This window comes from Tumebacillus lipolyticus (assembly GCF_042682745.1).
Classification (GTDB): Bacteria; Bacillota; Bacilli; order Tumebacillales; family Tumebacillaceae; genus Tumebacillus_A; species Tumebacillus_A lipolyticus.
Genome location: NZ_JBHUIO010000005.1, coordinates 572,217 through 597,238 on the forward strand (window position 1 = coordinate 572,217; position 25,022 = coordinate 597,238).

26 protein-coding genes and 2 riboswitches are annotated in these 25,022 nt (G+C 54.0%); of the genes, 7 read left to right on the plus strand and 19 right to left on the minus strand.

The genetic code is table 11. The annotated features are described in order from the left end of the window. The first annotated feature begins 203 nt into the window (after positions 1 to 203). The 4 genes from ACFSOY_RS08040 (at position 204) to ACFSOY_RS08055 (ending at position 3,799) form a co-directional block, all read left to right on the plus strand. Positions 204 to 1,382: a hypothetical protein gene (locus ACFSOY_RS08040; protein ID WP_386045484.1), complete on the plus strand. Its 1,179-nt coding sequence runs from the start codon at positions 204 to 206 to the stop codon at positions 1,380 to 1,382. Continuing rightward, on the plus strand, positions 1,382 to 1,525 hold the full coding sequence (locus tag ACFSOY_RS08045; protein ID WP_386045486.1) for a hypothetical protein: 144 nt from the start codon (positions 1,382 to 1,384) through the stop codon (positions 1,523 to 1,525). Before ACFSOY_RS08040 ends, ACFSOY_RS08045 begins: the two co-directional genes overlap by 1 nt. A gap of 259 nt (positions 1,526 to 1,784) precedes the next feature. After that, on the plus strand, positions 1,785 to 3,077 hold the full coding sequence (locus ACFSOY_RS08050) for a helix-turn-helix domain-containing protein (RefSeq protein WP_386045488.1): 1,293 nt from the start codon (positions 1,785 to 1,787) through the stop codon (positions 3,075 to 3,077). A gap of 338 nt (positions 3,078 to 3,415) precedes the next feature. Next, complete coding sequence (locus ACFSOY_RS08055; RefSeq protein WP_386045490.1) at positions 3,416 to 3,799, plus strand: hypothetical protein; 384 nt, start codon at positions 3,416 to 3,418, stop codon at positions 3,797 to 3,799. A 311-nt stretch (positions 3,800 to 4,110) separates the two neighbouring features. Here the strand turns inward: ACFSOY_RS08055 and lepB are convergent, their stop codons facing one another. Together lepB and ACFSOY_RS08065 are read right to left on the minus strand one after the other, a co-directional pair. Then, positions 4,111 to 4,662: a signal peptidase I gene (lepB, locus tag ACFSOY_RS08060; RefSeq protein ID WP_386045492.1), complete on the minus strand. Its 552-nt coding sequence runs from the start codon at positions 4,660 to 4,662 to the stop codon at positions 4,111 to 4,113. Between the two features lie 90 nt (positions 4,663 to 4,752). Beyond that, on the minus strand, positions 4,753 to 5,223 hold the full coding sequence (locus ACFSOY_RS08065; RefSeq protein WP_386045494.1) for a hypothetical protein: 471 nt from the start codon (positions 5,221 to 5,223) through the stop codon (positions 4,753 to 4,755). Positions 5,224 to 5,470: 247 nt separating this feature from the next. On the opposite strand from ACFSOY_RS08065, the gene ACFSOY_RS08070 reads away from it, so the two are divergent. Beyond that, complete coding sequence (locus tag ACFSOY_RS08070; protein ID WP_386045496.1) at positions 5,471 to 5,863, plus strand: hypothetical protein; 393 nt, start codon at positions 5,471 to 5,473, stop codon at positions 5,861 to 5,863. 118 nt (positions 5,864 to 5,981) lie between these two features. On the opposite strand, the gene helD is transcribed toward ACFSOY_RS08070, so the two are convergent. From helD to ACFSOY_RS08085, 3 genes are all read right to left on the minus strand, one after another. Next, a complete protein-coding gene (gene helD, locus ACFSOY_RS08075; protein WP_386045497.1) occupies positions 5,982 to 8,249 on the minus strand; it encodes an RNA polymerase recycling motor HelD in 2,268 nt (755 codons plus the stop codon). A 320-nt stretch (positions 8,250 to 8,569) separates the two neighbouring features. After that, positions 8,570 to 8,884 carry a DMT family transporter gene (locus ACFSOY_RS08080; protein WP_386045499.1) on the minus strand — a complete coding sequence of 105 codons (315 nt, stop codon included), beginning with the start codon at positions 8,882 to 8,884 and terminating at the stop codon, positions 8,570 to 8,572. A 1-nt stretch (position 8,885) separates the two neighbouring features. Beyond that, positions 8,886 to 9,224, minus strand: a complete 339-nt coding sequence (locus ACFSOY_RS08085; RefSeq protein WP_386045500.1) for a DMT family transporter — start codon at positions 9,222 to 9,224, stop codon at positions 8,886 to 8,888. A gap of 60 nt (positions 9,225 to 9,284) precedes the next feature. Next, a riboswitch (guanidine-I (ykkC/yxkD leader) is annotated at positions 9,285 to 9,390 on the minus strand. A 163-nt stretch (positions 9,391 to 9,553) separates the two neighbouring features. Between ACFSOY_RS08085 and ACFSOY_RS08090 the strand changes: the two genes are divergently transcribed. Together ACFSOY_RS08090 and ACFSOY_RS08095 are read left to right on the plus strand one after the other, a co-directional pair. Further along, positions 9,554 to 10,321, plus strand: a complete 768-nt coding sequence (locus tag ACFSOY_RS08090) for a DODA-type extradiol aromatic ring-opening family dioxygenase (protein WP_386045502.1) — start codon at positions 9,554 to 9,556, stop codon at positions 10,319 to 10,321. Positions 10,322 to 10,468: 147 nt separating this feature from the next. After that, positions 10,469 to 10,840 carry a bleomycin resistance protein gene (locus ACFSOY_RS08095; protein WP_386045504.1) on the plus strand — a complete coding sequence of 124 codons (372 nt, stop codon included), beginning with the start codon at positions 10,469 to 10,471 and terminating at the stop codon, positions 10,838 to 10,840. A 129-nt stretch (positions 10,841 to 10,969) separates the two neighbouring features. On the opposite strand, the gene ACFSOY_RS08100 is transcribed toward ACFSOY_RS08095, so the two are convergent. From ACFSOY_RS08100 to eutH, 14 genes are all read right to left on the minus strand, one after another. After that, positions 10,970 to 11,392 carry an acyl-CoA thioesterase gene (locus ACFSOY_RS08100; RefSeq protein ID WP_386045506.1) on the minus strand — a complete coding sequence of 141 codons (423 nt, stop codon included), beginning with the start codon at positions 11,390 to 11,392 and terminating at the stop codon, positions 10,970 to 10,972. A gap of 95 nt (positions 11,393 to 11,487) precedes the next feature. Next, positions 11,488 to 12,123, minus strand: coding sequence for an ABC transporter ATP-binding protein (locus ACFSOY_RS08105; protein WP_386045508.1), 636 nt, complete (start codon positions 12,121 to 12,123; stop codon positions 11,488 to 11,490). Beyond that, positions 12,120 to 13,769, minus strand: a complete 1,650-nt coding sequence (locus ACFSOY_RS08110) for an ABC transporter permease (RefSeq protein ID WP_386045510.1) — start codon at positions 13,767 to 13,769, stop codon at positions 12,120 to 12,122. The genes ACFSOY_RS08105 and ACFSOY_RS08110 overlap by 4 nt, the downstream gene beginning before the upstream one ends. Before the next feature lie 2 nt (positions 13,770 to 13,771). Beyond that, on the minus strand, positions 13,772 to 14,845 hold the full coding sequence (locus ACFSOY_RS08115; protein WP_386045512.1) for a Fe(3+) ABC transporter substrate-binding protein: 1,074 nt from the start codon (positions 14,843 to 14,845) through the stop codon (positions 13,772 to 13,774). A 321-nt stretch (positions 14,846 to 15,166) separates the two neighbouring features. Then, positions 15,167 to 15,604, minus strand: a complete 438-nt coding sequence (dut, locus tag ACFSOY_RS08120; RefSeq protein ID WP_386045514.1) for a dUTP diphosphatase — start codon at positions 15,602 to 15,604, stop codon at positions 15,167 to 15,169. Positions 15,605 to 15,667: 63 nt separating this feature from the next. Then, positions 15,668 to 16,747, minus strand: a complete 1,080-nt coding sequence (locus tag ACFSOY_RS08125; protein WP_386045516.1) for a ribonucleotide-diphosphate reductase subunit beta — start codon at positions 16,745 to 16,747, stop codon at positions 15,668 to 15,670. Between the two features lie 17 nt (positions 16,748 to 16,764). Beyond that, positions 16,765 to 18,993 (minus strand): ribonucleoside-diphosphate reductase subunit alpha, encoded by a 2,229-nt coding sequence (locus ACFSOY_RS08130; protein WP_386045518.1) that lies wholly within the window; start codon positions 18,991 to 18,993, stop codon positions 16,765 to 16,767. Between the two features lie 56 nt (positions 18,994 to 19,049). Next, complete coding sequence (locus tag ACFSOY_RS08135) at positions 19,050 to 19,271, minus strand: rubredoxin (protein ID WP_386045520.1); 222 nt, start codon at positions 19,269 to 19,271, stop codon at positions 19,050 to 19,052. Then, positions 19,268 to 20,065 carry a heme ABC transporter ATP-binding protein gene (locus ACFSOY_RS08140; RefSeq protein ID WP_386045521.1) on the minus strand — a complete coding sequence of 266 codons (798 nt, stop codon included), beginning with the start codon at positions 20,063 to 20,065 and terminating at the stop codon, positions 19,268 to 19,270. Before ACFSOY_RS08140 ends, ACFSOY_RS08135 begins: the two co-directional genes overlap by 4 nt. Continuing rightward, positions 20,062 to 21,120: a FecCD family ABC transporter permease gene (locus tag ACFSOY_RS08145; protein ID WP_386045522.1), complete on the minus strand. Its 1,059-nt coding sequence runs from the start codon at positions 21,118 to 21,120 to the stop codon at positions 20,062 to 20,064. Before ACFSOY_RS08145 ends, ACFSOY_RS08140 begins: the two co-directional genes overlap by 4 nt. Continuing rightward, complete coding sequence (locus ACFSOY_RS08150; RefSeq protein WP_386045524.1) at positions 21,117 to 22,121, minus strand: ABC transporter substrate-binding protein; 1,005 nt, start codon at positions 22,119 to 22,121, stop codon at positions 21,117 to 21,119. The genes ACFSOY_RS08145 and ACFSOY_RS08150 overlap by 4 nt, the downstream gene beginning before the upstream one ends. Positions 22,122 to 22,287: 166 nt before the next feature. Then, positions 22,288 to 22,483, minus strand: a riboswitch (cobalamin riboswitch). A gap of 128 nt (positions 22,484 to 22,611) precedes the next feature. After that, complete coding sequence (locus ACFSOY_RS08155) at positions 22,612 to 22,785, minus strand: hypothetical protein (protein WP_386045526.1); 174 nt, start codon at positions 22,783 to 22,785, stop codon at positions 22,612 to 22,614. A gap of 224 nt (positions 22,786 to 23,009) precedes the next feature. Beyond that, positions 23,010 to 23,588 carry an undecaprenyl-diphosphatase gene (locus tag ACFSOY_RS08160; RefSeq protein WP_386045528.1) on the minus strand — a complete coding sequence of 193 codons (579 nt, stop codon included), beginning with the start codon at positions 23,586 to 23,588 and terminating at the stop codon, positions 23,010 to 23,012. Positions 23,589 to 23,863: 275 nt separating this feature from the next. Beyond that, a complete protein-coding gene (gene eutH / locus ACFSOY_RS08165; protein WP_386045530.1) occupies positions 23,864 to 24,976 on the minus strand; it encodes an ethanolamine utilization protein EutH in 1,113 nt (370 codons plus the stop codon). Between the last annotated feature and the right edge of the window lie 46 nt (positions 24,977 to 25,022).

Genomic DNA, 25,022 nt, shown 5'->3' on the forward strand with positions numbered 1-25,022 from the left:
GCAATACATCTGATCGATCTGATGCCTCTCGTATAGCATGAAGTGGAATCGGAGGAATCCGATTTTGAAGTTGCGATTTACAGTTGTTAATTTCCATTAGCGACAATCGAGCATTTTATATATACAGTAACAAATTCAGCATCTATAATTAGTATTAGTGATGTCTTGAGTGCGATCACTCTCGAAATGGGGGATTTTTCGGAATGAGTCAGGACTCCACCTCAATCCTTGAGCATACAATTCCAATAGGGCGTCGAATCGCTGAAATCATGAAAGAAAAAGGGCGAGCCTTTTCGCAACAGGCTGTCGCAAGCAGGATGGGCATCAGCCGCGAGACATTGCGCTCCATGCTGACTGGCGACCGCGTGATCTTAGATTTCGAACTGAGGCAGATCGCTGCTCTGCTGAAAATGACTGTGGAACGGATCAAGCAGGATGATACGAGGCAAGAGGAGCGACGCTTGCACTCACTGTTGCAAGAAGCGGTAGATCACCGATCCGCCCTCGAAATTGCTGAAAGACTTGCAAAGCTTGCGGTTGGCATTACAGAAAGATGCATTTCACTTAACAATCTGGGAAGCGCTTACTTTATTGGACTCAAATACGATGAGGCACATGATGCGTGGTTACAAGCCTATCAGTACGCAAACGAGATTAAAGAGCGGTACAACGACTCTGAGTATTTGTTTGACGTTGCAAAGAATATAATGATTTCATTCTCCGTTCGAAAAGAGTATGCACACCTCTCCAGCATTCTTTCAGAACTCGAACCTTTATTCGAATCAAAACCTGAACGATCAGGTGCCCTGTGCTACTCCTATGCAATGATCGAATATCAAAAAGGAAACAAGGAGTCGGCCAAGCAAAAATTATACCAGTCATTAGAGTATTATCGAATGACTGGTGATGAGAAAAACATTGGGCAGGCAGAACAAAACATCGGCTACATTGAATATGCCACTGCCAACTATGAAAAAGCAAAAATATTCTTCGAAAAAGCATTACAGAAGTTAGTGCAGTACCGTTATTGGTATCTTGTCACTGTAAAAGATTACATCAAAACTTTGATAATGCTTGGGGAGCATGAACGTGCAACAGAACTGATCATGCAATCGATGAAAGAAGTCCAATCATTAGGCCACTTGGATTTGGAAGGAAGGATGTTGCTTTTACTCTCTAGAGTTAGCAACATACCTGAACATGCAAGCGATGTGGTTAAGGAAGGTAAATATGGACTCCAAGTTCAGCTTCTAGGTTGTAAGTTCTTAATAAAATTCTATAAAGAGAACTATGACTCTTTGATGTTCATGAAGTATTATGAAATTGCCGAGAAACTAAGCGGCAAAGAAATTTCAGATATTTTAGACGAGGAGGATTTGTAATGAAACGACGTTTGCTACTAGGCATTGTCATCGTTGTAACATGTGCTGTTTTAGGTTACACCACGGGTGATCGCGAGGAAAACGCGACTTTCGTACCACCGTTTCCAGTGGGAAAAAATATTATAGACCCGACCAAATTCTAGACTTTTGCCGCAAGATTGCTGAACACCCCTTTGTTACTCCCGATGAAATCGGGTCAATGTATTGAAGCGGTAAAATCGTCTATAATTCGTTTTTCACCTCTCGTCAATCACGAGAGGTTTTTGCTTTCTTAGAACCAAAATTATCAGATAATATTTGGCACAACTTCTTTCCGCAAACCAAACATTAATATTCTATATATTTCTATTATTGGTTTTATTAAAATAAAAACATCAAAGTTGATTAAGAGGAGGTTTTGAAATGTCAGTATTTCTCTCCCTCGGACAAAAAATCAGAGATTTTCGATTAAAGAAAGCAATGACACAGATCGAACTTGCCAAAGGGCTTTGCACGCCTTCGATGATCTCACAAATTGAGAGTGACCGCGCCCGCCCTTCCTACAAGATTCTACATGCTCTCGCTGAACGGCTCGGTGTTCCGCTGGAACATCTTTTGAAAGATGTGAATCTTGACCTCGAATACACCAGCAAGCACAAGCTGGTCACCGGATTGGTGCGATCGAAGGAGTATCGCTCTGCGATCCCCTTGCTACAGGAGCTTTTACAGAACCCGCACCATCGAATTTCAAACTCCGACTTGCATCTGGAGCTCGCCTGTTGTCATCTGGAGATCGGAAACACGGAGGACGCGATCACTCACCTGGACGTTGTATTCGAACAGGCAACTGTACGGCAAGATCACGATCTGCTCGCCACCTGTTTCTTTCAACTTGGACGTGCCTATCAGCAAAAAAGAGAGAATGCGATCGCGATGTTCCACACCAAGCGAGCCCTCGACGAGGTGTATAAAGCAACGACGATCGACCCAGTTCTTCACGCAAAAATTCTGATTCAGTTAGCAAGCATCTACGAGCAAAGCGGCAAAGTCGCAGAAGCGATCAACTTCTATGACCAAGCTTTGCTGCTGAATCAGGGGAAACTGGAAGAGCGCGGCCTGACATTCCTGCGCCTGGCTGAAGCGCACCACCGGCAGGGCGATTATTCAAAAGCGGATGAGTTTGCGAGCAAGGCGCTAACGCTCTTAGAGGAGCAGAGCCATGTCGATCAACAGCAGGAGTGGAAGCATCGCCTGCTATTGCTCAAGAGCAAACAAGGCGATTGGAAACGATACACGGCTGACCTCCTGCAGATCGCAGAGCAGTATGAGCGCACATCCCAGCAAGAACAGGCTGGTGTCGTGATTGCTGACATCGCCATGATCCACCTTGAGAATGACAGTCTGGACGAGTCCTGCATCTTTGCCGAGAAAGCCAAAATGCTGCTCTCCCATCATCACTCTGCGATGGGAATCGTCCATCGAGTGCTGGCAGCTGTCTCCTTTGCCCGTCAGGATGCAACCAAAGGACAAAAGCATCTCGACAATTCGTTTGCGATCTTGGAACAGCATGGCAAACTTGCAGAGCTTGAAGAGATCACGATGTTCATGTGCCACCATCTGAGCGACACCGGAAACGATGAAGAGGCGTTCCTGCGCTTCAAGCAATTTTATCGTTTCATGCGAAAGTCATTGGATGAGCGAGGCATTGCGTTGTAAAAACATATTTTGCCCTACTCCTATGCGTACCGATTGGAGTAGGGCATTTTTAATCTGGCGTGTCATTGGTCAGTTCGTTTTTCTGCCTGTAACCTATCGATATCGATACAAATAGACAGTAGGAATCCTACCTTGACTCGTAACATTCGATGAACGGTCGGGACAGGGAAATAAATCGGTTTCTCAAGCTGAGCAAAATCGCAACTTAAAAATACCTCCCAAAGAAAAATCTAAATAATGGATATCATTCCATATCTTGAACTACCGCGTACCGAACGATAATATGATGATGGGAGGAGAGAAATCGCCCGCACCTACTCCATGATTGGGAGGATGACATGAACAAAACTAAATGGATTCTGCTTGGGCTAATCGCCTTAGCGGGGATACTCATCATTTTCGCACTCATGCCGAAGAGCGGGGCGGCTACATCTGAGCAACTGCTTGAACAGTATCGGACAGCACTGGCTTCGCAGGATCTGAAAGCGTTGCAGGACATCTCCTTACCGACCAATACGTCCGCTCAATTGCAAGAACGTTTAGATAAATTCTGCGGACTCGCACCGGACAAGATCCAGTTTGAGGTGAGTGCAGATAACATCTCAACGGTCGTCATCCGAGTTCATTTGCATACGGAGCAAGCAGGAACAGCAGTCCAGGATGAGTTTTACATGCAGAAACAAGAGGATCGCTGGTATCTCGCTTTTAACCATCAGAAATAAATGAGGGGGAAAAGGCATCGCTCCATGCGCCTTTTCCCCCTGCTTATGCGTATACTACGAGGCGAATGATCCTCCGGTTGAGTAAAGAGAAGCACTCGCCTCAGAAGATTGACCATGATTCAATTCCTGAGCGATGTTCCACGAGTCAGACCATACAAACTGCCCCTTTTTGTACAGCCAATCGTCCTATACCCATTCGCTTCGTACCGTTTCTCTCATCCGGCTAGGTGAACGCATGATTCCCTCGTTCCACCGTAACCGAATTCCGAAAGATCCGAACTACCTTGAGCCAGCTCTCACTTCAACTCCACTCAGAAAATCTTCTTCCCTAGCACATGGCTGAGCGGGATGAACCCGATCTGTCTGCTGTCCTTGCTGTTGTTTCGATTGTCGCCCATCACAAAAACGTGCTCATCCGGTACGACAAGCTTCTCGTCGGACGTGTAGAGCATCGCTTCTTTGATGTAGGGCTCTTGAAGCTCTTCCCCGTTCCGATACACTTTGTGGTCGCGGAACTCCAGAACATCGCCGGGCTTACCGATCACCCGCTTCACATAGTTGCGCCCTTCTTCAGCATCTTGAAACAGGCGAATCAGCGGATTGTCGAGCAGATCGTCCTTGAATGTGCGCTCCCGATCCACTCGGCTGTCGATGATCACAATATCCCCATATTCAGGTTCGTAGTTGAACGTGTGTGACAATTTCGATACGTAGATGCGCTGCTGGTCTTGCAAGGTCGGGTCCATCGAATGACCGAGCACCTCTGTCGGTTGGAATACAAACACGCCGATCATCATCGCAAGCACGAGAGCGAGCCCGATCGAAAACACCCAACTTCGAATCTCTTTCATCATCTTTTTCATATTCTGACCTACTTTCCGGCTCCCAATTTGCGCCTCGATTCTCTTTCAAAAGCATAACATCTCTTATGCTATCCCAAAAGGATTTACATCCTATCTTTGTATGTCGCTCAGGTCGAGATGATGAGCAAATTCCACTCGATCCACTTTCCATGCCTCGCCATCAGGGATGATGACCAAACCGACTTTCGCATGGTAATCGCTTCCCGCCTCCAAGTTGTAGCTCACCTTCGTGTTGACGATAAAGCCATCTGCGCCATCCTCGCCGAGCGGCACCGTGTTGACGATCTGGACTGCTTGCACCTCGGGAACTGATCCTCTCGTATTTCGCCGCATTTCATCGAGCGACAGCAACTGCTCTTTCACACTCTGCTGCGCCCTTGCGGTCGCATCGGGAAAGCCTTCCTCCACTTCCCCGTTTGGCCTCTTGCTGTAATCTAACACATCGGCGTTAAACCGCTTGGCCGCTTCCACCGCTTTTGCTTCCCGCTCTGCTCGATCATCCGAACAACCTGGAAGTGACAGGCTGAGCAAAAGAAGCACAACGATCCATCCTTTTTGCATCCTCGCCCCCCTGTATTTCGGATTGTGCCCTCGCGTAGAACGCATCAAGGCGGAACTCTCTTTTACTAATTATACAATATTTTACTTCTTCCATAAACTACAAATTTGCGAACAACTCCGCCATTCGATTCTGCAAACACGTACATGCCCAGATCTGCTCGCGAAGCTTTTGTGAACAGAGCTGGAAGGAATCGGGAGTCTATTTCGCGAAGGAAATTGTCACCAAAAGAGGCGAAGGAGACTTGCCATGCGATTTGTCGCCTATGAACAAAAGGCACCTCTGCTGCTGTTGCTCGCCGTATTGCCAACATTATTTGATCGATCGTTTCTCTGGCTGTTGATCTTGGTTCCGCTCTTTTTCCTGAACTACGAGCTACAAATTCACGTTGATGAAATCAGATACACGATGAAACTGATGGGGTTTCGACTTTGGACACGAGTTGGCACGCCAGACCTCGTTTCGCGAATGGAATTCAAACGGGCTGGCTGGGCGACAAAGTGCGTCGTCCTTCATTTCCACAGCGGCTTGAGATGGCGACTGCTGCATTTTATGCCGAAAAATTATGACCAAGCCCTCGAACAGTTTGCGAAACGGCATCAGATCGCGTTGTCCAAGCATCCCGATTATCCAGCGCTATAACTCTGCCCTTCCCCACTGCAAAAAGACCGCTGCACCGCCCTTGCGCGGCACAACGGTCTTCCCTTTTTCAAAACTGCGATCTATCAATCCACAAGCAACACATCCGCAAGCGTCTTACCTACGCTTCCAACAGATCGAGCAACTCCGTTTTACCCTCCATCGAATAGACGAACAGGCGGTGCAGAGGACGGGTCATCGCCACATACAACAGCTTCACATCCAACTCGTCTGCCGTGTACTCCTCCTCCAGCGAGACGATAAACACAGCGTCAAACTCCAAGCCTTTCACCACATAGGAGGGCACGATCACCAGATCGGCAGCCGAGTAATCCTCTTTCTCATCCAGCAGTTTGACCGAGAGCTTCGTGCCCAGCTGCTCCATCCACATCTGGATCTGCTCGCACTCGTCCATCGTCTTGCCGATGACGGCGACCGAGTGCATCCCTTGCCCCTTCAGTGCCTCAGTGTCGGCGAGCACTTGAGCGAGCAGCGCTCTCTGTTCGCCAAACAGCTCCCGCTTCGGCTCTTCTCCGTGCCTGACGACCGGCTTGGCCAGCACGAGCCCCGGCGTCTGCGAGTGAACGATCACCCGGTTGGCTAGGTTCATGATCTCCACCGTCGTCCGATAGCTCTGCTCCAGCAGGAGAAACTGACAGTTTCCGTTTGGGAACACCGCTTCTAACACCGCTTCCCAGCTTTCCACGCCGCGATAGGAGTGGATCCCTTGCGACAGGTCGCCGAGGATGGTGAACATCTCCGAGCCGAGCACCTCTTTGAGCGCCAACAGCTGAAAGATGCTGTAGTCCTGCGCTTCGTCGATCACGAGGTTGCGCACTTTCACTTCTGTCAGCAGCCCGAACAGCTTGTGTTGGAGATACAGCAGCGCCGCCGTGTCCTCCAGCTCCATCCGCTTTTTCCCGAGCAGCTGCAGCGAGTGCGCTTGGAAAAAGCGCCGCTCCTCTTCAGACATCAGCGAGTCGAACAGCGCATCGTCTGCCAACAGCTCCTTATAGTGGCCGATCAGGTCGAGCTTCGGAAACTGGGCCATATACTCTTTGACCAGCGTCTTCGAGCGCGCCTCCACACTTTTTAACAGCGCCTCTCTGTCATCCATCAGCTTGATCACTTTCGCTTTGCGCTTCACCGGGTCCTGTAAAAAGAGCGCCTGTTCCAACCGCTCATCATAGTGGTCGGCGATGTCTTTGAGCAGCTGCTTCTTTTTGACTTTCAGCCGCTCGCGCAAGATCTTGCCCACTTTCTCCACGCGCTTGTAGATCGGCAGTCGCAGGTAATCTTCACAGAAAAACTTGCGCACCTCGTCTGCCGTACAGAGCAGTCGCTTGCCCAGCTTGCAGTCTGTCTGGGGCAGCATCCGCACGGTCACCTCGTCCAGGTAGCGGTCGATCTGCTCTTTATACGATTGCGACCCTTTGTAGCGCGACACAAATTTGAGCAGGCGAACCTCCTCATCCCGCTGCAAAAAGCGGAACAGGCGTTGGTTAGGATCGACGAGCTTCAGCTTCTTGCCGATGTTCTCCTGCACGAAATCGAGGTAGGTCGTCTGTCTGACCGCTTCGACGCCGAGCTCTGGCAGAACGTCCGCGATGTATTTCAGGAACAGTTGGTGCGGGGCGAGGATCATAAATTGTTCGGGGTTAAATCGGTCACCATAGGTGTAGATGAGGTAGGCGATGCGGTGCAGGGCGATGGTGGTCTTTCCGCTTCCTGCCGCCCCTTGGACGATCATCGGGCGGTACATCTCGGCGCGGATGACTCTGTTTTGCTCCTCTTGGATCGTCGAGACGATATCTTTCAGTCGGCTGTCCGCACTGCCGCCGAGCGACTCTTGCAACAGCTCATCTCGCGTCGTGATGTCGATGTCGCGAAAATCGAGCAGTTCGCCGCCTTCGATCGTGTACTGGCGCTTGAGGTGCAGGTTGGCATTTTCTGTCCCGGTGGTCGTCTCGTAGCTGACCTTCCCGATGCGCCCTTCGTAGTAGACGTTGGCGACCGGCGAGCGCCAATCGACGATGACCGGCTCCTGCGTGTCGGGGCGAAACAGCGAGGCTTTGCCGATGTACAGCGGCTGAACCCGTTCTGTATCATCCGGCTGGATGTCGATGCGGCAGAAGTAAGGTCTGCTCCGCACCTGCTGCAGTTGGCGAATGTTGCCTTGGGTCATTTCGAAAAACTTAACATTGGTCAGCAAGGCGATGTAGCCTTCCGAACCATCGAGAGAGTTGATGCGCGAGTAGGCCTCCTTGATGTTCTCGCGAAACGCCTGCTCGTTGTGCATGCTCTCATGCAGGACGTACTCCAGATAGGACACCGTCTCATCCAATCGGGTACATTCCTGACCATAATCGCGGTGGAGTTTAATCGACATACCGATTCACTTTCCCCCTTATGTATGCTTCAATTTTTGGAAATGCCTACCTAGTATATCAAAAAAGCGCCTGCAGCAACAGGCGCTTTCCCTATCTTATTTGGCAGTGAAGATCTGTTTACAAGTCCCGGAAACGACAACCAGCAGAACGATCGCACAAAGAACGGGCAGTACTTCGTGCACAGCCAACCAATCCATGTGATCACCTCTTCTAATTGATAACTATTCTCATTGAGATCAGTATAGCATAATTGAGAACCGTTATCAACTACTTGCGAAGATGCTGATCGGACGTGCGCAACATCTTTTTGATCGCCCGCCTAGGCAATTAATTTCAGACCGACCGCCGCAGCCAACACCATGCTCATGTAGAGCATTCTGCGCCAATCTTTCGATTCCCCATAGAGCAGCATGCCGACCACCACGCTGCCGACCGTGCCCGTCCCCGTCCAGACCGCATAGGCGGTGCTCATCGGCAGCGACTCCATCGCCAGCGTCAGAAAGCCGAAGCTGAAACTGAAGCCGAGGATGAGGATGGCGTAGGAGGACCAATTTTTCTTTTGGTTGATCCGGTTGATCCCCGCCACCCCGATCACTTCGCAGATGCCCGCCAGAATCAGATAAACCCACGCCATGCTATTCCCCTCCTCTCGTCTCGCGCTCGGTCGTCACCGTTTTCAACCCGATGACACCGCCGAGCAGCAGCATGATCAACAGCACTTTCGACAAGCGAAACGGCTCGCCGAAGACTGCCATCTCCATCACGACCGTGCCGGCCGTCCCGATGCCTGTAAACACCGCATAGGTCGTGCCGACCGGCAACCGTTGCGACGCTTTGATCAGCAGCACCATCGAGATCGCGATCGCCACGATCGTGCCGCTCCACGCCAACAGACTTTCGGCGTGCTTCAGCCCAATCACCCACGCGATCTCAAACACCCCGGCGACCAAGACGAGCATCCAGTTTCGATTCATCTTCACCATCTCCCTCTCGTTCAGCATGCAAAAAAGCCCAGAAGAATATCATGATCGATATCCTCCCGGGCTTTTCTCCCTCCGTGTACACAGCAGAAGCTGTGCGTTCTCTCTCGGACCAGACCAACCTCAGCAAAAAGGTCGCGGAACCCTAGAGAACGAACCTTATCCAGTTGCCTCTACTATAGACCGCTCCGCCACTCCTGTCAATTTCGAATCATCGGGAGGGAAAAAGTAGAAACTGTAGGCAAACGGTGATTGACGCTCAATTGTTTCTTTTGTAAACTAACTATACATAGGAAACAAAAAATCTGCAAGGAGGCTATTCCATGATTCCCTCGCTCTTTTTGGCACATGGTTCGCCCATGCTGGCCATTCAGGAAAACGATTACGCTAAGTTTTTGCGCGAGCTTGGCAGCACATACACCCCGCAGGCGATCGTCATCTTCACCGCACATTGGGAGCGGGAGACGCTGACCGTCACCTACACAGATGACGCGTATGAGACGATCTATGATTATTACGGGTTTCCCGAGGAGATGTACCAGATCACCTATCCGGCCAAAGGGTCGAAAGCGATCGCCGACAAGATCATCGCTCGCTTGCAAGCTGGCGGCATCCCCGTCCAGAAAGATCTGAAGCGCGGGCTGGATCACGGCTCATGGGTGCTGCTCCAGAAGATGTACCCAGCGGCGAACATCCCGGTCATCCAAGTTTCGGTCAACCCATTCCTCAAAGGCGAGGAGCAGTTGAAGATCGGCCGGTGCTTGCAAGGCCTCGGGCTTGAGGACATCCTGATCATCGGCAGCGGCGTCACCGTGCACAACTTGCGGATACTCAATTGGGATCAGACGACGCCAGAGCCGTGGGCTGTTCAATTTGACGACTGGCTGTTGGAAAAAATGCAGCAGGGCGATCTGGAGTCGCTGATGCAATATGACCGCTTGGCTCCGCACGCTTCGCTCGCTGTCCCGCGGCCCGAGCATTTTGTGCCGCTGTTGATCACCCTGGGCAGCGCCGGAGATGAGGTGTGCCCACAAACGATCCATCGCAGTTACGAGCTGGGCTCGCTCAGCTATCTTTCCCTCGCCTTTTAAGGAGACCGCTTGCTGCCAGTCGATGAGCAGGTGCTGTGCAGGTGCTCTGCAGGTCGAACGGGGCAAGATCGCGATGATAAAGCAGGGGATCGACCCTTAAATGCAGAATTAAGATCTCATTCTGCTCGATAAAGGAGAATGATCATCATGGAACAGAAAGCAACATTCAAAGGCGTGATCCCGGTGCTGATCGTCGAGGATTTGGACGCTGCGATGGCGTTTTACACGGAGAAGCTCGGCTTTGCGGTGACCTTTACTTCTGAGTGGGAATATCACGGCGTGAACCGCGAAGGGATGGAGCTCCACATCGGCAAAGGGGAGCCGAACTTCACCAATACGCGCGCCGTCAACGTGTACTTCATCGTAGAAAACATCGAGGCGCTGTATCAAGAGTTTCTCGATTCTGGCGCGATCACGTCTGACGTGCAACTGATCGAGCAACCTTATGGGGCGCGCGAGTTGCACCTGCGCGATCCGTTCGGCTACCATCTGGGCTTCTCCGAATTCAACCAAGGCTAAACAGCAAACGCCCGCCGAACTTCGGCGGGCATTTTTATCGGCGCAGATGATCTCGATGAGGTGGTGCAGTCCGATCCGCATTCCCCTTCATCAAGCGCGAAGCTGTCAAAAAAGAGTGGCACAAAACGCCTATCCGCGAATCGTCGGCACCCCTGCTGGGCCTTCGCCATGTTGCAACAGCGCATCGCGAATCTCTGTGGAGAGCGGCACCGCTTTTTTGTTGGCAAAATCAAAGCCGAGCAGCGTCGCCTTGCCGCGCGCCACCCAGTTCCCCTGCTCGTCCGCCATCGCGTGCTCCACCTCAAAGCTGGAAGAGCCGACCTTCCCGATCCATCCGTAGACGGTCAGCTTTTGCGCATAGACCGCCTCCTGGAGAAAATCGCAACGGGTCGATGCGACGATCAAGTTCCAAGCGTGGATGTCCAAGCTCGGGTTGAAGATTCGGAAGAACTCTTTGCGGCATTCCTCAAAATATGTAAAATAGACCGCATTGTTCACATGTCCTAGCGCATCGCAATCGTTAAATCGCACATCCACTACGTTCGTATACATCGCATTTCCTCCTCCTGTGGCCAAACCAGATCAAATCCAGTATACCAAAGCGAATCAGACCCTCCCAACCTATAGCGCAGGCGGGCGGGTCTCGCTTACATCCGAATCGTGCGATCGCAGATATCCTCGACATCTTGCTGGTCGTGTGTGACAAACAGACAGGTCATCTGCGCCTTTTTCAAGATCTCCCGCAGCTCGCTGCGGATCGACGCTTTCAACTCCGCATCCAGATTGCTGAACGGCTCATCCATCAGCATGAGGTTGGGACGCGGTGCTAGCGCGCGCGCCAACGCGACCCGCTGTTGCTGCCCACCGCTCAATTCGTGAGGATACCGCTTCTCAAACCCGCTCAGGTGCACCAGTTCGAGCATCTCCTGCGCCCGCTCTTTGCGCTCGCTTCGAGCGAGGCGATGCAGGCCGAACTCCACATTTTTGGCGACGCTCAAATGTGGGAACAGCGCATAATCTTGAAACACCATGCCAACTCCTCGGCGCTCTGGCGGGACGAACGTAGAGTCGTCCACCACGACCTTCTCAGCGACGGAGATCGATCCTTTTGTCGGCAGTTCAAGCCCCGCGATCAGGCGTAACACTGTGCTTTTACCGCTTCCGCTCGGCCCCACGATTCCGACGATCTCCCCGGTCTGAATCGAGAACGAAAGATCATCGATGATCAAAGGTTGGTTGCGCGCATAGGCAAAGGAAACATTTCGAATGTCTACAATGTTCATCGTTCCAACCTCTTTCCTACTTGATGAAATATGATGACGGAGATCGTGCTCACCGCGATGATAAACAGCGCTGGCACGGCCGCTTCGATAATCCGCTCATCGCTGGCAAACTGATACGTTTTGGTCGAGAGGGTTTCAAAGTTGAACGGGCGGAGCAAGAGGGCAAGCGGCAACTCCTTGATGATCTCCACAAAGGTCAAGATCGCCCCGCTCAAAATCGCCCCTTTGATCAGCGGCAGATCGACCTTCCAGAACGTTGCGGTCATCCCGCGCCCGAGCAGTTGGGAAGCTTCCGCATACTTGGTGCCGATCTTTTCAAATCCGGCATCGATCGCATTGTACCCGGTCGCCATAAAGCGCACAACATAGGCGAACACCAGCATGGCGATCGACAGGCTCAACACGAGCGGCGCCTGCTCGTTCCCCAGCCACTGATAGAGCGGCACCAGACGCTTGTCCAACCAGACGAACAGCGCGAGCACACCCATCGCGATGATCGCGCCCGGAATCGAATATCCGGCTGTCACCATCTTCGACAGCGCGTAGGAAAACCAGTTTTTCTGCAGGCGACACACCTGCGCGACCATGACGGCAAACACGATGATGATCGCGGTGGAAAGCAGTGCGACCAGCACCGTGTTGTACGCCAACTCAGTAAAGGTGGTCGTCAGCACATCCTGATAGCTGAGCGCCGACCAAGAGATCAGCTGAAGCAGCGGGATCAAAAACGCGATGGCAAACACCAGCCCGCAACATGCTACCGCCAGAAATGCGCTCCACCCGCGCAGCTTTTTCGGGACGAGCGGGTTTAATTTTGCGGTCGGCGTGCTGTACCTGCGCTGACGGCGCAAGACCCGCTCCACCAGGAAGAACCCGATCAGGCCAACCATCATCCAAGCGGCCAGCCGAACGGCCGAATCGAGATCGTACATGCCAAACCAAGTCTGGAAGATCGCGGTGGAGATCGTATGGATGCCATAATAGCTCGTCACGCCGTAATCGCTGATCACCTCAAAGATGACCAGCGTCACACCGCCAAAGATCGCCGGGCGCGACATCGGCAGGACGACACGCCAAAAAATCGAAAACGGCCTCCTGCCAAGCAGTTGGGCATTCTCGATAAACGATCCGCTCTGACGTTCCAGAAACGACCTCGTGATCAGATAGACGTAAGGAAAGAGGAACATCGTGAAGACGAAGATCGCTCCCTTGAGCGACATCAGATCGAACCAGCTCTGGTTGGCCTCGATGCCGAGCTCCCGCAGCGTCTTTTGCACCACGCCCGTATAGCTCATCATCGTGCTGAACGTGTAGGCTGCAATATACGGCGGGATGGCGAGCGGGAGGATCAGCCCCCAACGAAAGAAGCGCTTCAGTGGAAAATCGTACGCTGCGACCAGCCAGGCGAGCCCCACGCCGATCAGCACGGTGAACAGGCCGGTGAACAGCACAAGCCAGATCGTCTGCAAGATCGAGTCTGTTAATAAGTATTCCTTGATGTGTTGCCAGTTTTCATTCGGTTCCAGAAACAGGGAGACGAGAATTGAAAAAACGGGCAACAGAATTACTGCTGCCCCGACGAGGCTGACGATCAGCCATGCGTTCGTATGTTTTTTCATGCTGCGACGGATCGTCGTCCAGCTCATGATTATTTCCAACCCACTTTGTTCATGATCAGCAGCGCTTGTTTGTTATGATCGCCAAGCTTTGCAAAGTCGATCTGTTGTGCTTTAAACTTGCCCCAGGACTTGAGCAGTTCCGGCATCTCCGCCTTCTCGTTGACCGGGAACTCGTAGTTCGCTTCCGCCATGGTCGCTTGCGCTTTCACATCGGTGATAAACTCGACCAGCTTCACTGCGTTTTCCTTGTTCTTGCTGTATTTGGTCAGACCCATGCCGGAGATGTTGACATGCGTGCCTGTCGTATCTTGGTTCGGGAAGAACAGACCGAGCTGATCTGCCACTTTTACCTCTTCTGGGTCTTTCGAGTTTTTGAGCAACCCGTAGTAGTAGGTGTTCATGATCGCAACATCACCAAGACCTGCAACGACCGCTTTCGCTTGGTCGCGGTCAGCGCCTTCCGGGGTGCGGCTCAAGTTGTTGACGATGCCTTTTGCCCACTCTTCCGTCTTCTGCTCGCCGTTAAGCTCGATCATCGAAGCGACCAGCGACTGGTTGTACAGGCTCGTCGAGGAGCGAACCAGCACTTTGCCTTTCCACTTGTCGGTCGCCAGATCCTCATAGGTGGAGAGCTGTTCCGGCTTGACGCGATCTTTCGAGTAGGCGACCACGCGCGCACGGGTCGAAATGCCAACCCATTGGTTGTCTGTGTCGCGCAGCTGCTTCGGAACCTGTTGGTCGATCTTCTCCGATTGCATCGGTTGCAAAATGCTCGCTTGCTTCGCGTTGTTCAACACCCCGCCGTCCACGGTGACAAACAGGTCGGCAGAAGTGCTTTCCCCTTCGCGCTTCAGGCGCTCGATCAGCTCTTCCGCTTTGCCTTTGACCACGTTTACTTTGATCCCAGTCTCATCGGTGAACTGCTTGTACAGCGTGTCATCCACTTCATAGCTTCGCGCTGTGTATACGTTTACAACTTGCTCTTTAGAATCTTTGGAGCCGCCAGCATTTTGATCCTCTTTCTTATCGGGGGAACAACCTGCCAAGAGACCGGCAACCATAACACCTGCGAGCAATGTCGGGAATAGTTTGTTTCGCTTCATCAGTTTAATCTCCTTAGTATCCACTAGTAGTGAATGATAATCATTATCAACGATTCTCATACTACGTTCTATCGATCCAGCTGTCAACGATTTCATTAATAGTTCCTATTATTAGATAACTCGATTAGGAATGTCCGATGCAACTTCATTATTGTTCATTAGTAAATATAATTGTCACAGCGGCTCCACCCTTGCGCTCGCACATGACCTGATCGCCAAAAGAGCTTGCTTGATCCAACCTGTTCAGCTCATCTCGTAACCAGAAAAAAAGGCTGTGCATCAGATTTTCATCTGGTGCACAGCCTGCCGCTTGGCGATCGATCAGACGCCGGTGGAGCCAAAGCCGCCACTGCGCACGCCTGATGCTTCATCCGCATCGACGAGCAGATACTTTTGAAAGATCGCCTGGGCGACTCGATCTCCCCGCTGGAAGGAGAGCGGTCGATCCCCGATGTTGCGAATCATGATCTTGATCTCGTTGCCGTAGTAGTCCGAATCGACCACCCCGACCCCGTTGGCGAGCATCACCTGATATTTGAACGAGGTTCCGCTGCGGATGTAGATGCCCAGCCATTCATCCGCTTGCATATAGGCGGTCAGCCCCGTCTCCACCAGCCCGACCTGCCCTGGTTCCACCACGATATCGCGCAGAGCGTGCAGATCATATCCGGCCGACTTTTCGGTCGAGCGCTTGGGCAGGATGACCTGCTCCTTGTCTGCCACGTCCGCTACGATTTCAAAACCGCGTACTTTTGCCACAAAAATTGCCTCCCTGTTTCCGATCTTCCCGACCGTTGTGCCCGCTTGTACAAGCTGCGTCGATCAGAGCGGCGACCCCCACTCGCCGATCGGTCGATTGCGCAGCTTGTCGAAGTTTAGCTTGCCGCCCGCCTTTTGATAGTTTCCCACTCGGCGCTCAAAAAAGTCTGTTTTGACATCGTTCATATTGGCAAACTCATCGACCCACTTCATCGGATGCTCAGTGATCTCCGGGTAGGGCTTGGGCAGCCCGATCGCCGCGCATCTGATGTTGCCAAGGTACTTGATGTAGCGCGCGATGATCTCATCCGACAGGCCGATGATCTGATTTTGGATCACATACTGTCCCCAAGCGATCTCATGCTCGACTGCCGTCTTCGCCATGCCGACCAGCTCTTCCGTAAGCTCCGGCGTGAACAGGTGCGGCTCCTCTTTGCGCAGCTCGCGGAAGATGTTGGTGAACAGCGCGAGGTGCAACAGCTCGTCCCGCTGAATCAGGCGGATCACCGACACGGTCCCCCCCATCTTGTTCTGCCGACCGAGCGCGTAGAAAAAGGCAAAGCCCGCATAAAAATAGATGCCTTCCAGCAAAAAGTTGGCCATCAAGCTCCGAAGCAAATTTTTCTGTGAGGGGTCGGCGATAAAATCTTCGTACAAGTTGGTGATAAATCGATTTCGCTCCAGCAGTCGCTGATCGGTTCTCCACTCATTGTATACCTGATCGCGCGTGACCGCATCGACCACCGAGGTCAGGATGTAATCGTACGACTGGCTGTGGATCGTTTCAAAAAACGCCTGGGTCTTCAGGCAGGCATCGATCTCTGGCGCATGCAGGTAGTTGGCGATGTAGCCGAGGTTGGCCACCTGAATGCTGTCGAGAAAGATCAAAAAGGACAAGATCTTTTTGTACGCGGTCTGCTCGCCCTCTGTCAGCAGGAGAAACTGTTTTTTATCGTCGAGCATCGGGCATTCTTCTGGCACCCAGAAGAAGCGGCTCATCTTCATGTACAGCTTTTCCGCCCACTCATACGCCACATTGTTAAACTCCAACATGTTGGTCGTGTTGCCGTTGAGCAGTCGTCGCTGTTGCCAGTCGCGGTCGCCCGCTTCGTTGAACAGCTTTTTGCGTTTGATCTCCGTCATCCGATTCCCTCCTCCGCTCAGGACGAGCAAGCTGCGCAATCTTCTTCCGCATCTGCGTCGAAGTTGCGGAAATAGTACAGGGTCTTCACACCCTGCTCCCAGGCTAACAGGTACATCTCCAAAAACTTTTGCTCATCCAGATCGGCAGTCGCGTACAGGTTGAGCGACTGCGATTGGTCGAGATGGCGCTGGCGAACACCCGCCGCGAGGATCGAGTAGCGTTGGTCGATATGGTGCGCCTCTTTGTAGAGAAACATCGTGCGCGCGTTCAGCTCCGGCGCGACCTGGCGAACCAACAGCCCTTTCTTCTCCTCCGCAAACACGCGCTTGAAGATCGGATCGATCGACGCGGTCGTCCCGACCAGAACGGAGGTCGAGCCGGTCGGGGCGATCGCCATCAGGTAGCCGTTGCGCAGCCCGTGCTTACGCACCTCTTCCCGCAACCAATCCCAGTCCGGCCCGCGCTCCGCAGTTCGATAGCCCCGCAGCTCAAAATATTCGCCCGTCTGCCAATCGCTCCCGGCAAAATATTCATAGGCGCCCTTTTCCTTCGCCAACTCCATCGAAGCTTTGATCGCCGTAAAGTTGATATATTCGTACAGCTCGTCCACATAGTCGAGATGCTCTTGCGACTCCCAGCGAATCCCCTTTTGCACCAGATGGTGGTGATAGCCGCTCGTTCCGAGCCCCACCGCCCGATAGCGCTTGTTGGTGATCGCCGCTTGGGAGAGCGGGAGTTGGTTCAAGGTGATCACGTTGTCCATCATGCGAATCTGCAGCGGCACCACTTCGTCGATCAGCTCAAACGTGTTGGTGCGCCCGAGGTTGGTCGAGCTCAGGTTGCAGACGACAAAATCGCCCGACTTGTATTTGATCAGATATTCGCCCTCGGCCGACACCTCTTCCACCTCTGTCGTCGGCGTCATGTTTTGGATGATCTCCACACAGAGGTTGGAGCAGTAGACCATCCCTTTGTGCTTGTTCGGGTTCATCCGGTTGGCATGGTCGCGGTGAAAGACGAACGGAACGCCCGTCTCGTACGCGCTGGTCATGATCAGGATCATCAGCTCAAGGGCGGGAATCTCCGTCCGCGAGATCGCCTCGTCCGCAGCGCACTCCGCATATTTTGCTTCAAACTCCTCGCCCCAGGAATCTTCGAGCGACCACCCTTTGCGCAGCTTGATCTCGTGCGGATCGAACAGATGCCAAGTTCCCTCTGCGAGCAGGGTTCGATAAAACAGGTCGGGGATGCACACTCCGGTGAACACGTCGTGCGCCTTGCGCCGCTCATCCCCGTTGTTCGTCTTCAGATCCAGCCAGTCGACGATGTCCTTGTGAAAGACATCGAGCCAGATGCTGACACTGCCTGCGCGCCTGCCCAGCTGGTTGACCGCGACCGCCGTGTCGTTGTAGAGTCGCGCCCAGGGAATCACGCCGCCGCCCGCATTTTTGTGGCCGCGGATCTCCGAGTTGGTCGCCCGCAGCTTGCCGAAATAGACGCCCATGCCCCCCGCGTTTTTGCTGACATCGGCGAACGCTTTCAGCCCGTTGTAGATGCCGCGCAAGCTGTCCTCCGGCGTGTCGATAAAGCAGGATGACATCTGCGGGTAAGGGGTTCGCGCGTTGCCAAGCGTGGGGGTGGCGCTCGTCATCAGGTGAAGGCTCAACACATCGTAAAACTTTTTCGCGTAGCCGATCTTGTCTGTCTCCACCAGCGCAAGGTGCATCGCGATGCCCATGTACGCCTCCTGCGGCAGCTCCATCACCTCATGGTTCAGCCCGCGGATCGTATAGCGATCCGACCAGTGACGCAGCCCGATATAGTTGAACAGCAGATCGCGCTCCGGCTTGATGTACGCTTGCAGCTCTGCGATCTCCGCTGCGGTGTAGGCATCCAGCATATACGTTCCGTAGCGCCCGATGTCGGTCAACGTCACCAGCAGCTGGTAGAAGTCGCCATACCCGATGTGCTGATAGCCGCGACTTTGCCCCGCCTCGCGGTAGAGGCTGTGACAGAGGAGTCGAGCGGCCACAAACGTCCAGTCGGGCCGCTGCACGCTGATCTTTTCCACCGCCAACTGCATCAGAATGTTTTCCAGATCGGTCGAGGTCAGCCCAGCTGTCCAATGCGCCTGCAGCTCTTCCTCAAGCTCTGCTGGCTCACATCCTGCCAGCCCGTCGCAGGCGAACTGCAAGACCTCTCGGATCTGCTCGATGTTTCGGTCGTCCTTCACACTTGTTGTCAACGAGTTCCGCCCCCTTGGTTCCTGTGATTCATCGATTGAACGCTCCCATTCGCTAGCTAGCAGATGGGAGCGGTAAAAGCGAGGTTTGCTTTAGCGGGCAGACCGCCTCGCCAAGAGCGTCCACCGCGATCCTGTCGCATGCTCGCGCGCGGGAAGCACGTCGCCAAACGGATATCCCCCATCTCGCCGAGAAAAACGCCAGGCGGCACGCCGTTTTTGCAATCTCCGAGCCACTCGTCATAGCAGTAGCCGCAAAATGTACATTTGGTCACCGTCATGCTCTCTCCGCCCTTTCACCCGCACGCTGCCAATTTGAGAAAAAATCGATTCGCAACCGCCCCGTCTGCGGATGCGTGCTCACTTCCGCCTGCACGCCGAACACGTCGAGCAGCACCTCTGGCGTCAACACTTCCGCCGGCGTTCCCGACAGTGCGATGCGACCGTCTGCGATCACGTAGATCCGGTCGCAATAGGCGGCCGCCAAGTTCAGATCGTGCAGCGCAGTCAGCGTGGTCAGCCCGAGCTCGCCGATCAGATCCATCAGCTGCAGCTGATAGCGAATGTCCAGATGGTTGGTCGGCTCATCGAGCACGAGAAACTGCGCCTGTTGCACCAGACAGCGCGCGATCAGCACCCGCTGCTTCTCGCCGCCAGACAGGGTGAGAAAGCTCCGATCCTCCCAGCCATCGAGCCCGACCCGCACCAGCGCTTGACGCAGCAGCGCTCGCTCCCCCTGCTGATCGCCGCCGAAAAAGCGCTGGTGCGGATGTCTGCCCATCTGCACGATCTCCGCCACCGAAAACTCAAACTCGGTCGACGACTCCTGACCGACCACCGCCATCTTCTGCGCCGCCTCACGCGCTGACATCCGATCGAGCGGACGGTCATCGAGCGTCACCCTGCCCGCATCCGGCTCCAAAGCGCGATAGATGCTCTTCAGCAGGGTGGACTTGCCGCTCCCGTTGGGGCCGATCAGCCCGACCAGCTCACCAGACCGCACATGCAAGCTCACATCGGCCAGCAAGCGCCTGCCCTCTCTGGAGACGCTCAGCTGCTCACCTGCCACTTTCATCGACCATCACCTCCGAATCGATAGCTGTTGCGCCGCAACAGCCAGAGGAAGAACGGCGCTCCCGAGAGCGAGGTGATGATCCCGATCGGCAGCTCCTCCGGGGCGACGACCATGCGTGCCAGCACGTCCGCCCAGATCAGAAAGAGCGCGCCGAGCAGTGCGGAGATCGGCAGGACGCGGCGATGATCAGAGCCGACCAACAGCCTGACGATGTGTGGCATCATCAGCCCGACAAAACCGATCGCGCCGCACACCGCAACCACCACCCCGGTCACCAGCGAGGAGAGCACCAGTAGAAACAATCGAAACGACCTGACGTTGACCCCAAGCGTGTTGGCCGTCTCCTCCCCCATCAGCAGCGCGTTGAGCGAAGAGGATCGCACCAGCAGCAAGATCATCGCGATCGCGACGACGAGCGCGGGGATCAGCAGCTGTTCCCATTTGGCGCCCGCGAAGCTGCCCATCAGCCAAAACAGCGCGTTGCGGATGCCCGCTTCGTTTTTCGCCATGAACACGATCAGGCTGGTCAGCGCGGAGAACACGGCAGACACCGCGATGCCGGCGAGCAGCAGGCGCACCGGCGATAACCTGCCGCCGACCTGTGCCAGCAGGACGACGACCACCACCGCGACCAGCGCCCCGAGGAACGCCGATGCGGACAGCGCCCATTGACCCAAGAAGGAGAACGTCCCAAACAGGATCACCGAGGTGGCGCCGACCGATGCGCCAGAGGAGACGCCGAGGATGTACGGATCGGCCAGCGAATTGCGAACCAGCGCTTGGATGGCGACGCCGACCACCGACAGGCCCGCGCCGACCACCGCCGCAAGCATCACCCGCGGAAAGCGCACCTCCCAGACGATGTTCTCCTGCCCTCTGCTCCAGTCGACGACGAACGAGTCACCGAACAGCGGCAGGTGGGACAAGGCGATGCGCCACACCGTCTCCGGCCGGATCGGGACGGGGCCGAGCATGACCGCAACGGTGATCGACGCGATGAAAAGCCCTGTCAGGATGATCAGCAGCAGGTAGAACGAACGCCACCTTTTCATCATTGAAAGCGGTCCGGATAGAATCCTTTGGCCAGCGTTTCGACCGCACGCACGTTGCGAACGCCTTCAAACGCGTCTGACAGCGGCAAGATCACGAAGCGATCGTTTTTGATCGCCGACACATCTTGCAGCGCGGGGTGCTTTTTCAGCGAGGCGATCTTCTCCGCAGCGGACGGTTTGTCATACTCGTTGATCACGAAGACTTCCGGGTCGCGCTTGACCACCTCTTCCCAGCTCACCTCTGTCCAGCTCTTGTCCAGATCGTCAAACACGTTCTTGCCGCCCGCAAGCTCGATCAGATGGGTCTGCAGCGTTTTCGATGCCGTAAACATCGCCGTATCGCCCGCGTCATACACGGCCACGCGCAGCGGTTTTTTCACATCGCCCACTTTTTTCTGCGTGTCGGCGATCCCCTGTTTGAGCTTGTCGACAAGCTGTTCGGAGCGATCTTTGATGTCAAAGATCTTGCCGAGGTTCAAGATGTCCTCATACACGACATCCATCGTCGGGATCACGCCGGAGACTTCCGTGCCTCTGGCGACATACCCGTTGATGCCCTTTTCCCCAAGGCTTTTGACCGAGCCGAGCGCCTTGTCTGAAAACGCGCTCTTGCGCCCATAGACGAAGTCGGGGTTCGCACCGAGCAGCACTTCCAGCGAGGGATATTGATCGGCCAGCACGGGGATCTTCGCATACTTGGCCTCATATTCTGGCAAAATTTTATCGTCCATGTACGCCGTGCCCACCATCCGATCTTCCAGACCGAGCGCGAGCATGATCTCCGTGGTGTGCTGGTTGAGGCTGACGGCGCGCTTGGGCGCTTCGTTGATCGTGATCGTGTGACCGCCCGTCGAAAGCGTGACCTGCTGATAGTCCGCTTGGGCAGCCGGCGGGGTCGCACCGCCCTTCGTCTGCGAATCATTGCCGCATCCGACGAGCAAAAGCGGTAGCGCGAGCAGGCTCAAGGCGGCCCGCTTCCAGTTGGTGAGTTTTCTTGTCATCATCTCTTTCAACTCCTGACCTGAGTGATAGAATCCGATTCCCATACAGTAAAAAAGCACGTGACGCCAACCAAAAAGGTTGGGGTCACGTGCATAAGCAGGCAAACGATCGCAAAGAATTGATTCCTTGTCGTTCCATGTGAACACCTCTCCTTTTCATCGAAGGACTTCTGGTGTAGCAGATGAGGTAGGTCTCCTGGCTTCCGGATCATCGCGTTCTTTCGCCTTCCCCGATCGTTCGATCGAGTGGCATCATAGAAAGAAAACTCCTCGGTTACAGTGGCGTGACCGCTCGGGATTGGCACCCGATTCCCTGTTACCCTTCGCTGTTCGTCTGCGAAGGCACCTCATCGCCGTCCTATGTAATTGTTGGTTCGGTATTGCTTATTCGCGTTCCGAAAGGGAAATCCTTTTTTGGATTGATTCTAAACAAAAAGAAAAAGCATGCGATGATCGCACGCTTTTTTCTAAATTCGATCGTGAGGTGATGCCCTCACTGCTGTTCCGCATTTTTCAGTGCATGTTCCCAGCTGGGATAATAGTAAAGCGCACTTCGCATCAGCTCAGGATCGGTTTGTTTGACCTTCTTTTTGCTGGTCGGCTCCCCAGAGCTTGCCATCTGTTGGATACGAGCGATCACTTCATCAGCACCCATCGTCACTTCCATGATCTGCTACCTCCCATGCGCGTTTTACCTCTAGCCTGCCCATCTGGACTGCCGTTTATTCGCCAAAAGGGGGGAGGCAGCGACGTTCTTTCTCTCGCGATTTTCCAGCATACTGACAGCCTAGATGTCGCGTAGGAAATTGAGCGCTCTCGATTCAAAGTCTTGAACGGCAGCAGCCCAATTTCTGGCGAGGGCGGCCGAAACAAAAAAGTCATGACCGTTGGTCATGACTTTCTTGTTTGCGAACCACCAAATCGTGCCGTACCTTTTTCGTACAGGTAGAGAGTTCCTTTGAAGATCGGTTCCAGCTTATGCTGAATCCTGAGAATGATCAGGCTGGTCACCAAGCCGACGATCACCGATGCCAAGACATCCCCCGGGTAATGGTGGCCGACAAAAATACGGGAGAAGCCGGTCGCGATCGCGAGCAGCAAAAATGGGGTGCCGATCTTTTGATTGCGCAAGAAGATCGCCAAGGCGATGCAGAACGCTCCCGTCGTATGGTCGCTTGGAAATGACGCATCTGCTGCGTGCGGAATCAACAGATTGACACTGTGCGAAATAAAGGGGCGCGGTTCAAAATACACAAGGCTGATCAGGAAGTTCAGCAACAGGCCGACGCCCCCGGTGATACCTGCAAACAAGGCAATCCGCTTTCCCGCGGAAGAGGATGCAATCCAGAGCAAGGCCAAGCCGATCGCATATAAGAGCAGCGCTTTGTCACTGAAAAAGATCATCGTTTCATCGAGCCACTTGTAGTGGCCTGACCAGTTGTTGATCGTTTGAAAAAGGTCATAGTTCATCAGTATTTTCCCCCTCTACTACTAATGACACATCATTCGAAAGAAAAATGACACATCATTCTAAGGAAAGTTCGGTCCGAGAACGAAACAGCACGTGCCCATCGGGGCGCACGCCCAATTGTAACACGCGCTCTGAAACTTCAGTCCGTCCATTTTATCCCTCCGATCAATCGATTGTCCAGCCTTTTGTAAATAATTTGTAAACGCCCGATCGTTCTGCCGATTTCGAATCGCTTGCTGATTTGCAGCAAAACTGAAAAAAGAAAGAGCACAGGCTATGTGCTCTTCCCTCCCTCTTTTTCGCCTTCTTGTTCCCCTTCGCGCATGCCGCGCAAAAACCACATCGCGACCAGCAGCGCTGCGACGCCTCCACCCAGCTTCCCAGCGATCATCGGCACCAGCATCTCTGGACTGACGCCGGCGACAAAGGCAAACTGCCCGCCGAAGACGAACGCACCGCTGACCGCAAAGGAGATGTTTAAGATCTTGCCCCGGCGATCCATCGCGTGCAACATCGCAAACATCGGCAGACAGTTCGCCAGCGATGTGATCAGCCCTGCGGTCGACGTCTCCCCGATCCCCAGTCGTGAGCCGATCAGCAGCAGCGGCTTGCGGAACACAGTCGTCAGGAAATGAACCAGCGGAAAGGCTCCGGCGAGGATCACGGCGATCTGTCCGGCCAGCAGCAACCCCTCCGACAGCGGCTTCAGGCCATCGATCAGCTCGATGCCGAGCAGCGCGGACAAGATGGCGAGCACGAGACCGATCAGCGCGACGATCTCGATGATCCGCCCAAACACGAGGAAGCATGCGACCATCTTCGCAGGTCGCTTCCACAGTCCGAACACGATCAGGGCGGCGAACAGGGTGACGGGCACCAGGTTGAGCAACATCATCTTCCAGGCAAACCCAGCCACAACACCGCCGATCAGACAGCCGATCGGGATCGTGGATAGCCCGATCAAAATGCCGGTGGCGAGCGGCTCGCGGTCTTCGCGCCGCAAGATGCCGAGCGCCACCGGAATGGTAAACGACAGGGTTGCCCCCATCATCGTGCCCAACAGAACGCCAGAAAACTGTCCCGCATCCGGATGCTGCGCCAGCTCGACCGCGAGCGGATATCCGCCCATGTCGATCGCCAGCACAGACGCGGCTGCAACAGACGGGTCGGCGCCGATCAGCGCAAGCAATGGCGCGGCGACCGGAGCGATCAGGTTGGCCAACACGGGCGAGAGCGACAACAGCCCCGCCATCGAGATCACCAGCGGCCCCATCGCCCGAAATCCGTCCTCAAATCGCTGCCCATAGCCAAACCGATTGCCGAGCAGTTTGTCGACAGCACCGATGATCAGAAAGACGACCATCACTTTTACGATCAATGAATCCATGTCACGACCCCCACCGCTCGTCGAGCGCAACTTTCTTCTTCATTTG

Bases quoted from the DNA above. Each gene is read 5' to 3' on its own strand.
- ACFSOY_RS08045 (WP_386045486.1), top strand. From the start codon at position 1,382: ATGAAACGACGTTTGCTACTAGGCATTGTCATCGTTGTAACATGTGCT.
- ACFSOY_RS08105 (WP_386045508.1), bottom strand. From the start codon at position 12,123: ATGAACATTGTAGACATTCGAAATGTTTCCTTTGCCTATGCGCGCAAC.
- ACFSOY_RS08145 (WP_386045522.1), bottom strand. From the start codon at position 21,120: ATGATGAAAAGGTGGCGTTCGTTCTACCTGCTGCTGATCATCCTGACA.
- ACFSOY_RS08095 (WP_386045504.1), top strand. From the start codon at position 10,469: ATGGAACAGAAAGCAACATTCAAAGGCGTGATCCCGGTGCTGATCGTC.
- ACFSOY_RS08040 (WP_386045484.1), top strand. From the start codon at position 204: ATGAGTCAGGACTCCACCTCAATCCTTGAGCATACAATTCCAATAGGG.
- ACFSOY_RS08160 (WP_386045528.1), bottom strand. From the start codon at position 23,588: ATGAACTATGACCTTTTTCAAACGATCAACAACTGGTCAGGCCACTAC.
- eutH (WP_386045530.1), bottom strand. From the start codon at position 24,976: ATGGATTCATTGATCGTAAAAGTGATGGTCGTCTTTCTGATCATCGGT.
- helD (WP_386045497.1), bottom strand. From the start codon at position 8,249: ATGTCGATTAAACTCCACCGCGATTATGGTCAGGAATGTACCCGATTG.
- ACFSOY_RS08070 (WP_386045496.1), top strand. From the start codon at position 5,471: ATGCGATTTGTCGCCTATGAACAAAAGGCACCTCTGCTGCTGTTGCTC.
- ACFSOY_RS08055 (WP_386045490.1), top strand. From the start codon at position 3,416: ATGAACAAAACTAAATGGATTCTGCTTGGGCTAATCGCCTTAGCGGGG.
- ACFSOY_RS08125 (WP_386045516.1), bottom strand. From the start codon at position 16,747: ATGACGGAGATCAAACGCAAAAAGCTGTTCAACGAAGCGGGCGACCGC.
- ACFSOY_RS08140 (WP_386045521.1), bottom strand. From the start codon at position 20,065: ATGAAAGTGGCAGGTGAGCAGCTGAGCGTCTCCAGAGAGGGCAGGCGC.
- ACFSOY_RS08100 (WP_386045506.1), bottom strand. From the start codon at position 11,392: ATGTATACGAACGTAGTGGATGTGCGATTTAACGATTGCGATGCGCTA.
- ACFSOY_RS08150 (WP_386045524.1), bottom strand. From the start codon at position 22,121: ATGATGACAAGAAAACTCACCAACTGGAAGCGGGCCGCCTTGAGCCTG.
- ACFSOY_RS08090 (WP_386045502.1), top strand. From the start codon at position 9,554: ATGATTCCCTCGCTCTTTTTGGCACATGGTTCGCCCATGCTGGCCATT.
- ACFSOY_RS08115 (WP_386045512.1), bottom strand. From the start codon at position 14,845: ATGAAGCGAAACAAACTATTCCCGACATTGCTCGCAGGTGTTATGGTT.
- ACFSOY_RS08135 (WP_386045520.1), bottom strand. From the start codon at position 19,271: ATGACGGTGACCAAATGTACATTTTGCGGCTACTGCTATGACGAGTGG.
- ACFSOY_RS08050 (WP_386045488.1), top strand. From the start codon at position 1,785: ATGTCAGTATTTCTCTCCCTCGGACAAAAAATCAGAGATTTTCGATTA.
- ACFSOY_RS08065 (WP_386045494.1), bottom strand. From the start codon at position 5,223: ATGCAAAAAGGATGGATCGTTGTGCTTCTTTTGCTCAGCCTGTCACTT.
- lepB (WP_386045492.1), bottom strand. From the start codon at position 4,662: ATGAAAAAGATGATGAAAGAGATTCGAAGTTGGGTGTTTTCGATCGGG.
- ACFSOY_RS08080 (WP_386045499.1), bottom strand. From the start codon at position 8,884: ATGGCGTGGGTTTATCTGATTCTGGCGGGCATCTGCGAAGTGATCGGG.
- ACFSOY_RS08085 (WP_386045500.1), bottom strand. From the start codon at position 9,224: ATGAATCGAAACTGGATGCTCGTCTTGGTCGCCGGGGTGTTTGAGATC.
- ACFSOY_RS08110 (WP_386045510.1), bottom strand. From the start codon at position 13,769: ATGAGCTGGACGACGATCCGTCGCAGCATGAAAAAACATACGAACGCA.
- ACFSOY_RS08155 (WP_386045526.1), bottom strand. From the start codon at position 22,785: ATGGAAGTGACGATGGGTGCTGATGAAGTGATCGCTCGTATCCAACAG.